Here is an 8,750-nt window from a genome sequence, read left to right on the forward strand (position 1 = left end):
AATCCTTTTCTAAGCGTCGTTATCGGCAAAGGGATCATTTGCCTGGGTTGTGGTGGTGACGACCGGTGTTTGCGGTCGCTCATCAACATGAAGGCGGAACACATCTGGCCGGGCGTAATGCCCAACCGCATCGAAATCATACTTACCGCGCGCAATCTCATCGAGGTCTAGCTCAGCGGTCAGGATAGTTTCAGGCTCATAAGAAGGCCCGGCGAGAACCTGACCCAGCGGCGAGATAATCATCGACCCACCACGCATCAGCACTGTTGAGGGATCATCCCCCTGGATCGCATCATAATCATCCGGGCACTGCCCACGGGTCAGATGCTGGCACGCGCTTAAGACGAAACACCGTCCCTCCAGCGCGATATGGGTCATGGTTGCGGGCCAGCTATCCCGGTCATCGGCGGTGGGGGCGCAGTAGATGTTCACGCCCTTCGCATACATCGCCATCCGCAAGAGCGGCATATAGTTTTCCCAGCAGATGACACCGCCCAGCTTGCCATGGGGGGTGTCAAACACCGGCAGGGTCGAACCATCGCCGAAACCCCAAACCAGGCGCTCAAGCGCGGTGGGCATCAGCTTCCGGTGTTTACCGAGATAAGTGCCATCGGGTCCGAAGTTTAGGATCGTGCAGTAAAGCGTGCCACCATCGCGTTCGATGACCCCCATGACCAGGTAAACGCCATTATCCTTAGCGATACCCGCCAGCCGGTCGAAATCCGGGCCAGGGACATCAATCGCACTCTCAAAATACCGGCGGAAATCCTCCCGCCCCTCAGGCAGCCGCATGCCCAGCCGAGCCCCAAAATCCAACCCCTTGGGATAGGCCGACACAAAGGCCTCAGGGAACACCACAATCTTAGCGCCCTGCCCCGCCGCCTTAGCGGTTAAATCGGCCGCTTTATCGATGGTTGCGGTTCTGTCGAAAACCACAGGTGCTGCCTGCACAACGGCGGCGGTAACTTTACCGGTAGGGAGTTGGCCAGTTGGAAGATTGGTCATCAGATTGGCTCTGTTTTCAAGTTGTTAGAGCCTATCTGCTGCCTAGCCGGTCACCAAGGGGAATTCGCCCCCGATGACGGTAATGTGGTCGGCAGGTTATCGGGCGATGGGGCCCGGGCGACGATCCGCTGCACGACCGCTTGGCGGGGTGAGGACACCTCCCCCTGCTCAAACGCCACCACTTGAAGCCGCTCACCAAAAGCGGTCAGCAACTCACCCGGCTCCAACAAATAGGCGGGGCTCGAGGGTCGGCCAATCCGTTCATGCCCGACCATGAAGGTTTCATAGATCAGGACACCGCCAGGGCTGATGACATCGATGATGTTGGGAAATAACGGACGGTGCAGATAGTTGGTGATGATCACGCCACCGAACTGTCGGCCCGCCAGCGGCCAATCACTGCCATCCTCAAGGTCGCGCTGTATCAACTCCAACGCGGGTTCACCCAGAATATCGGCAAGGCCGGTTATCCGTTTATCCAATCCCGTTGCCTTATACCCCTGACCGATCAGGAGGCGCAGATGCCGCCCCTCACCACAGGCGAGGTCGAGCACAGGCAGCGGCCCGCGGGGGATGAGTGGCAGGAAACGTTGAACCCAGGGCGAGGCAGCAGCGAACATCAGGCTAGAGCCCTAAAATCAGGCATCTTTGCGGGCGCAGAGGATGTAGTTCACATCCAGATCACGCGGGTTCTCGCTGAAGCTGCGGCTCACAGGGTTGTAGACGAGACCCGTTTTCTCAACCAAGGAGAAGCCGCGCTGGCGCAACTGGCCCACAACCTCAGATGGGCGCATGAATTTCCGCCAATCATGGGTGCCACGTGGCAGCCAGCGAAGGATGTATTCCGCCGCCACAATGCCCAGGGCAAAACCCTTCGGCGTGCGGTTCAGGGTCGACATGAAAATCAGGCCGCCCGGCTTGGTCAGTTTGGATAGGGCGTCAAAGAACAAGTCCCGGCCATCGACATGCTCAACCACCTCAAGGGCGATCACCACATCAAACTGATGACCACTACCGGCCAGGTTCTCTGCAGTGCCGCAACGGTAATCGATCTCAAGCCCCGTCTCACCCGCATGTGCGACGGCAACCTTCACCGTCTCCGGCTCTGCATCAAGGCCGGTGACCTTGGCACCCAGCCGGGTCATGGGTTCGGTGATCAAACCACCACCACAGCCGATATCGACTAGGCTCAGCCCCTTCAGCGCATCATAGGCCTGATGATCCCGGTCAAAACGATCGGCGATGAGGCGCTTAATAAAGCCAAGCCGGATTGGGTTCAGCTTATGCAGCGGGGCAAACTCGCCATTCGGGTCCCACCATTGCGCGGCGATACCGGCGAAATGGTCGATCTCACCCTTGTTGACGGTTGTTGCAGCAGGTTCGGCGATTGCGGCGGTGGCCATTGCTCATCTCATCGGAAAAAGATCAGGCATTTGGGGGTGATAGCCTATTTGCGCGCTCCACGCTTGGCGAAAATTGCCCCCGGGTATCTCTGTCACATGGGTGGTCGTGTTTGGGGTTGGAAGTTCGCCCAACCGAAAAGCATCCCAAAACTTGCGATTTTGGGGGTCACGAATACCTCAACGCATAGCTGCACACCCTTGCATCTTAAGGGTACAAGCCGCTAAACCATCGCGCTCAAGGTCTTGGCCTGGGTTTTGACCCGGCGCTGACCTTTTCACCCGTTACACCACCGCCCATAAGCACACCCGCACATGGCCCGCATCGTGATGAAATTCGGTGGCACCTCTGTCGCCGATCTAGACCGGATCGAAGCCGCCGCCGCCAAGGTTCAAGCCGAGGTTGAGCGGGGCAATCAGGTTGCCGTGACTGTGTCTGCCATGGCCGGTGTGACCAACCAGCTGGTTGAATATTGCCGGGGGGTTAGCCAACTCTTCGACGCCAGGGAGTACGACACCGTTGTCTCCACCGGTGAACAGGTGACCAGCGGCCTCCTCGCCATGGCATTGCAGGCAAGTGGCATCCCCGCCCGCTCCTGGCTTGGTTGGCAGATCCCAATCCTGACCGATGACACCCATACCAAGGCGCGCATCCTCGATATCAATACCGATGAGATGCAGAACCGAATGGAACAGGGTGAGGTTGTCGTCGTCGCCGGTTTCCAAGGGGTGACCGAGCGTAACCGCATCGCGACCCTGGGCCGGGGTGGCACCGACACCTCTGCCGTTGCCCTCGCCGCCGCATTGGAGGCTGAGCGCTGCGATATCTATACCGATGTGGATGGGGTCTACACCACCGACCCCCGCATCGTGCCTCAGGCGCAGAAGATCGATAAAATCTCGTTTGAGGAGATGCTGGAGATGGCATCCCTCGGCGCCAAGGTCCTACAGACCCGATCCGTTGAGATGGCCATGAAGCATGGCGTGCGGGTCCAAGTACTCTCCAGTTTTGAAGACGCCATCGGCAGCGATTTGCCAGGCACCCTGGTCATTGATGAGGAAGAACTCGTGGAACAGGAAATCGTCAGCGGCATCGCCTATAGCCGGGATGAGGCGAAGGTCACCCTGGTGGAAGTGCCGGACCGCCCAGGTGTCGCGGCCAGCATCTTTGGCCCCCTGGCCGAGGCATCAGTGAATGTCGATATGATCGTCCAGAACGTCTCAGATGATGGGACGCTGACCGACCTCACCTTCACCGTGAACCGCAGCGAACTGGACCGCGCCGCTGATGTGCTTGAGAAGGCAGAGCTGGGCTATAAGCGCCTGGATGCCGACGATAAGGTGGTGAAGGTCTCGATCATCGGTATGGGCATGCGCAGCCATGCCGGTGTCGCCCAGCGCATGTTTAAGGCGCTGGCCGATAAGGGCATCAATATCCAGGTGATCTCGACCTCAGAGATCAAGATTAGCGTCCTGATCGCCGAGGAATACGCCGAATTGGCGATCCGTGCCCTGCACACCGCCTATGGGCTGGATGGCGCCTAATTCAGGCCATTTCTTAAATTTATTGTGCTGATAAGCCATGCGAACAGGCCGTTCGTGCTAGAATGGCGCTGTCGCGTTCGCAACGATGAGAAGTGGAAGGGAGAGGATGACGGAAAGGTCCGATCAGTCACGGACACCGCCTTCTTCAAGCCCTGACTCTGCGAGCGACACCCCCAATACCGCCAACACGGGTGATCAGAATCAGCAGCCCGCAAATGACATGCAGGGCGGCTACATCACCTCTGCCCACGAAATGGATTGGGGCAACCGCCCGCGCGGACCGCATGGTGAGCGGCAATTGCTGGCCCGACTGCGTGATGTCATGGCGGGCAGCGGTAGCGCTGAAGAGCGCCTGAACAAGATCGTGCAGGCCATCGCCTATGAGTTGGGGGCGGAGGTTTGCTCCTGCTATGTGCGCCGGGCTGGCGATATTCTTGAACTATTCGCCACCATTGGCCTGAACCCGGATGCGGTGCGCCGCACGCGCCTGCGCATTGGTGAGGGTATTGTTGGTGAGGTGGCGGCCAGTGCCAAACCACTGGCCCTTGCGGACGCCCCAACCCACCCATCCTTCGCCTACCGACCGGAAACGGACGAGGATCCCTACCACTCAATGGTGGGGGTGCCGATCTTGCGTGGTGGCAGGGTACGCGGCGTCTTGGCCATCCAGAATGCCGAACGACGCCATTACAGCGAGGCGACGGTTGAGCTGTTAGAGACCGTGGCCATGATCCTGGCGGAGCTGATTGAGATCGGCGCCATGGTCGACCGGATGGAGGTTTCGGCCGGGGTTAGTGACGCCCTGATGCCGATGCGCCTATCCGGCCAGGCACTGGCACCTGGCATGGCCTTGGGCACGGCCGTCCTCCACAACCCACGCATTATCCCCCGTGAAGTCGTGGCCGAGGACCCAAAGAAAGAGATTGAGCGGCTTGAAGTGGCCCTGGCCCGCATGCTGACGGCCCTCGACACCATGATCGCCTGGACCCGTGATATCGCCGGCGGTGGTGAGCCGCTGGATATCATTGAGAGCTACCGGATGTTCGCCAATGACAATGGCTGGCTGCGCCGTATTCGGGAGGCGATCCAGGCTGGTCTGACCGCTGAATCCGCCGTACAGCGGGTGCAGAATGATATGCGGGTGCGCCTATCCCGGGCCACCGACCCAATCTTCCGGGAACGCCTGTCCGATCTGGATGATCTGGCCAACCGACTGCTGCAGCATCTATCCGGCCGGGACAGCAATGCCAGCACCGCGACCTTGCCCGACTTCGCCATCTTGGTGGCCAAGAATATGGGCCCTGCAGAACTGCTCGATTACGATCACAACAAACTGGTCGGCATCGTGGTTGAGGAGGCATCTGCCGCCAGCCATGTGGCCATCGTTGCCCGTGCCCTCGGCATCCCCGCCATCGGCCAGTGTCGTGGCATCACGGACAATATTGAGGCGCTCGATAACATCATCGTCGATTGCGACCATGATCAGGTGCTGCTGCGCCCGGCGGATGAGGTGCAGGAGCAATTCCTGCGCAACGTTAAGATGCGGGCCAAGCAGCGTGAGCAGCTGAAGGAAATGGCCAATCTGCCGTCGGTAAGTGCGGACGGTCAGGCGATCTCAATCCAGATGAATGCGGGCATGTTAATCGACATGCCGCACCTTCACGCCAGCGGCGCAGATGGGGTTGGCCTCTACCGCACCGAAGTGCCGTTCATGGTGCGTAATGACTACCCCAGTGCCCAGGCACAGGAAGAGATTTACCGCAACGTGCTGGACCATGCCGAGGGTCGGCCCGTTGCCTTCCGCACCCTGGATATTGGTGGCGATAAGCTGCTGCCTTACCTGCCGCCGAGTGAGGAAGATAACCCGGCCATGGGTTGGCGCGCCCTGCGCATTGGCCTGGATCGCCCGGCCATGCTGCGGGCCCAGCTACGCGCCCTGCTTCGTGCCGCGGCGGGACGTGACCTTAAAGTGATGTTCCCGTTCGTTGCGACGGTCGACGAGTTGCGGCGTGCCTGCAGCCTGTTGGATATGGAGCGTGAGAAACTCGCCGCCGCTGGTGAGGCGGTGCCAGAGAAAATTGAACGCGGCCTAATGCTCGAAATCCCGTCGACAATCTTCCAAATCCCGGCGATTGCTGGGCTGGTAGACTTCGTCTCCATCGGCTCAAACGATCTGCTCCAGTATTTCTTTGCGGTTGATCGCACGAATGAGCGGCTGGCCGACCGCTATGATCCGCTAAACCCATCGTTCTTGAAGATGCTCGACCAGGTGCAGCGGGATTGTGCCGCCCAAGACCTTCCGCTTAGCATTTGTGGCGAGATGGCGAGCCGACCGATTGAGGCCATGGCCCTGCTTGGCCTCGGCTACCGGACCCTCTCGGTCTCACCGTTCAATGTGGTGGGGATTAAGCGCCTGATCCGGGCAACGGATATCGCGGGCGTTAGTGAGTATCTGCACGCCCATCTAGACGGGGCACATCAAAGCCTGCGGCAACCGCTTAAAGCCTTTGCCGTTGATCACGGTATTCCGATCAAAACCGATCTTAACTAGAGGGCGCGGTACCCGGCGTCGCCTCGGCGCCTGATAGGCCACCGCCACCGGTAACCTCATCAATATGCTTGCGGAACGCCTGGCGTAGGCTGGACGCTGGGCGCTGCCCGGTCAGGACTTCCCGCCGGTTGCCGTTACCATCCAGCAGAACTAGCGTCACATGCTGAACCCGGTGATAGTTGGCAAAGCGTCCGCCCTCATCGGTGCGAATATTGGCAACCAAGTACTGCACTTCGCTGTCATCAAAATCAGCGAGTGCCGCCCGTACCTCTTTCTGCAAGGCGCGGCAGCTTGGGCATTGCGGATCATGGATCTGCACGATGGTTGGCATGCCATTGCCGATCTGGGAAAGATCATGCTCCTGCGCCCCGGCGACAAAGCTGTCAGCCAGGAAATAGCCTCCGCCACCCAGCACGAGTGCAATCGCACCGTAATCCCGCACCTTCAGCAGCAAGTCACGACGGCTGCTTCCCGGCCCCTGTTCGGGTGGTTGGTTGGGTGTTGCCGCCGCTGGACTTGCCTTGGCTGGCTTTTGTTTCTTTTGCTTCTTCCGCTTCATGCTCGCCCTAGCCCTCACCTGTATTCGAGGTCCCTAAACTAGCGTAGGGGGCTTAGGGTTAGCGTTCACATGACGGTGAGTGGCCGGTTTCGTGGCTAGACCAAGCGTTTCAAGCGCCCGTCCGTTCTATGCGTTTCCAACGCACCAGGGATCGGGGTTCATGTCGACCGGCTCGGTGTTTGAACCCGGCTGATCAAAGCGACGTTTGAAGGTGAACGCCATTTCGGTCGGTCCAAAGCGGTCCAAATGCCATATCTTGGCGAGCCCCTCTTCAACCGTTGGGCGATGACCGGCAGGTACCCACCAAAGTGCCTGGTGTGACCCTTCAAACCGCTCAAACCACTGCCGACGCTTGGCCATCACCGGCGTATGCCCACTTTTGTAGACATAGTTGAACAGCGCCTCGGCATCGCGCCAGACCGAGATGTTGATCAGCAAGGTGGGATCAATCGTTGGCAGAATGTCGGTGGCATCGCCAGCCTCGGTCTGTAAACGCCAGATGAAACCGTCACTCGCCTCTGCCAGCGCATTCACCTCTTCCAGGCGGTCAAAGAGCTCTTGAACGCGCGGGTCGCCCTTGGGACCAATCATCTTACCGATATTAATCTGCGCTAACTCGTATTCAGCCATTGTCATTACCTCGGTTGATTGGTGTTGAATCTGCTTGGGCGTCGCAACAGACCGCCCATCTGCCAGCTAGACGTATAGGTTCGGTGGATATCGATTGGTGGCTTTGCCGGTGTTTTCACCAATGATGTAGATACGGCGCTCGCGGTGCTCTTTATGGAAACCACGATCTGCGACCAACGCCTCGATTGCCGCATAGTCATTGGGCCTCGACTGTCGAAACATTGGCTTGTCATCGTGGGTCTCAAGCAAACTGATGCCGAACCCGGCGGCAACGACGGCCTCTTCCAGCACGCGCGGCGTAAACTCAAAGTGGTGACGATCGGAGCTGCCTGCCTTGAATTTATGAAACACCATGGGGGGCAAACCGTCCGCTCATTTCAGCAACGCTTCGTAGCTGGCGGCATTGGGCGTGGACATGATCAACAGCCCGCCTGGTTTTAGAACCCGACCAGCCTGCAGGAAGAAGAACATCGGGTCGGATGTGAAATGCTCGATGACCTCAAAGCAGGTCACAACATCGAATGATGCATCGTCGAAGGGCATTCGTTCCTTCTCGACGTTTAAGTTACCGACATCATACTCCTGACCATAGAACGAGAACTTGCCAAGCGATGGCTTCCCCTCGGGCCGGTAACGGGTTCCGGCAACAGTTGTGTAGCCCAGCTCTTTCGCGAACCAGTCCAGCATGAACCCCTCTGTTCCCACATCAAGGATCGCCGAACGGTGTTCACTAGCTTTTGGGATCAGCGACAGCGATTTCTCAAAGCGCGGATAGTGCCCCTGAATATAGTTTGGGACCCATTTCCGATTGGTATCGAGAGCCGCGACCTGCAACGACCGATCAATCATCTCTTTGACGGTTGCTGGGGACAGGTACTCATCAGTGTTATCGGCCGTCATAAGACCTCTCAGGCGATTTCCAACTTTGCGCCCATACACAGCCTAATAGGCCCTCACTTGCAACCATGAATCTGGTTGTTGGCCCCAGCATCCCGGTTGCCGTGCGTTAACAGGGCCCTGCGACCCTTTACGTCTGATTTTCAAGGGCATATGGTCGGGC

General features: G+C 58.7%; 9 protein-coding genes. 2 read left to right on the plus strand and 7 right to left on the minus strand.

The annotated features are described in order from the left end of the window. Window positions 1-9 precede the first annotated feature (9 nt). Genes KI792_12165 through ubiG form a run of 3 tightly spaced genes read right to left on the minus strand, consistent with a single transcriptional unit; the run spans window position 10 to window position 2,393 of the window. Window positions 10-1,005 (minus strand): nitrilase, encoded by a 996-nt coding sequence (locus tag KI792_12165; GenBank protein ID MBV6633772.1) that lies wholly within the window; start codon window positions 1,003-1,005, stop codon window positions 10-12. Between the two features lie 50 nt (window positions 1,006-1,055). Further along, window positions 1,056-1,625 (minus strand): class I SAM-dependent methyltransferase, encoded by a 570-nt coding sequence (locus KI792_12170; GenBank protein MBV6633773.1) that lies wholly within the window; start codon window positions 1,623-1,625, stop codon window positions 1,056-1,058. Between the two features lie 18 nt (window positions 1,626-1,643). Continuing rightward, window positions 1,644-2,393 (minus strand): bifunctional 2-polyprenyl-6-hydroxyphenol methylase/3-demethylubiquinol 3-O-methyltransferase UbiG, encoded by a 750-nt coding sequence (gene ubiG, locus KI792_12175; GenBank protein MBV6633774.1) that lies wholly within the window; start codon window positions 2,391-2,393, stop codon window positions 1,644-1,646. 327 nt (window positions 2,394-2,720) lie between these two features. On the opposite strand from ubiG, the gene KI792_12180 reads away from it, so the two are divergent. Continuing rightward, a complete protein-coding gene (locus KI792_12180; protein MBV6633775.1) occupies window positions 2,721-3,950 on the plus strand; it encodes an aspartate kinase in 1,230 nt (409 codons plus the stop codon). 322 nt (window positions 3,951-4,272) lie between these two features. Then, entirely contained in the window at window positions 4,273-6,501 is a 2,229-nt protein-coding gene (ptsP, locus tag KI792_12185; GenBank protein MBV6633776.1) for a phosphoenolpyruvate--protein phosphotransferase, read from the plus strand. On the opposite strand, the gene KI792_12190 is transcribed toward ptsP, so the two are convergent. The 4 genes from KI792_12190 to KI792_12205 form a co-directional block, all read right to left on the minus strand. After that, on the minus strand, window positions 6,494-7,060 hold the full coding sequence (locus KI792_12190) for a thioredoxin family protein (protein ID MBV6633777.1): 567 nt from the start codon (window positions 7,058-7,060) through the stop codon (window positions 6,494-6,496). The two genes, ptsP and KI792_12190, sit on opposite strands and share 8 nt — an antisense overlap. A 126-nt stretch (window positions 7,061-7,186) precedes the next feature. After that, window positions 7,187-7,690 carry a DUF3291 domain-containing protein gene (locus tag KI792_12195; GenBank protein MBV6633778.1) on the minus strand — a complete coding sequence of 168 codons (504 nt, stop codon included), beginning with the start codon at window positions 7,688-7,690 and terminating at the stop codon, window positions 7,187-7,189. 66 nt (window positions 7,691-7,756) lie between these two features. After that, window positions 7,757-8,044: a hypothetical protein gene (locus tag KI792_12200; protein MBV6633779.1), complete on the minus strand. Its 288-nt coding sequence runs from the start codon at window positions 8,042-8,044 to the stop codon at window positions 7,757-7,759. Between the two features lie 18 nt (window positions 8,045-8,062). Then, the gene (locus tag KI792_12205) at window positions 8,063-8,590 is read right to left on the minus strand and encodes a class I SAM-dependent methyltransferase (GenBank protein ID MBV6633780.1); all 528 of its coding nucleotides are present in this window, start codon (window positions 8,588-8,590) and stop codon (window positions 8,063-8,065) included. Window positions 8,591-8,750 lie beyond the last annotated feature (160 nt).

Source organism: Alphaproteobacteria bacterium SS10 (assembly GCA_019192455.1).
In the GTDB taxonomy this organism is placed as follows: Bacteria; Pseudomonadota; Alphaproteobacteria; order TMED2; family TMED2; genus TMED2.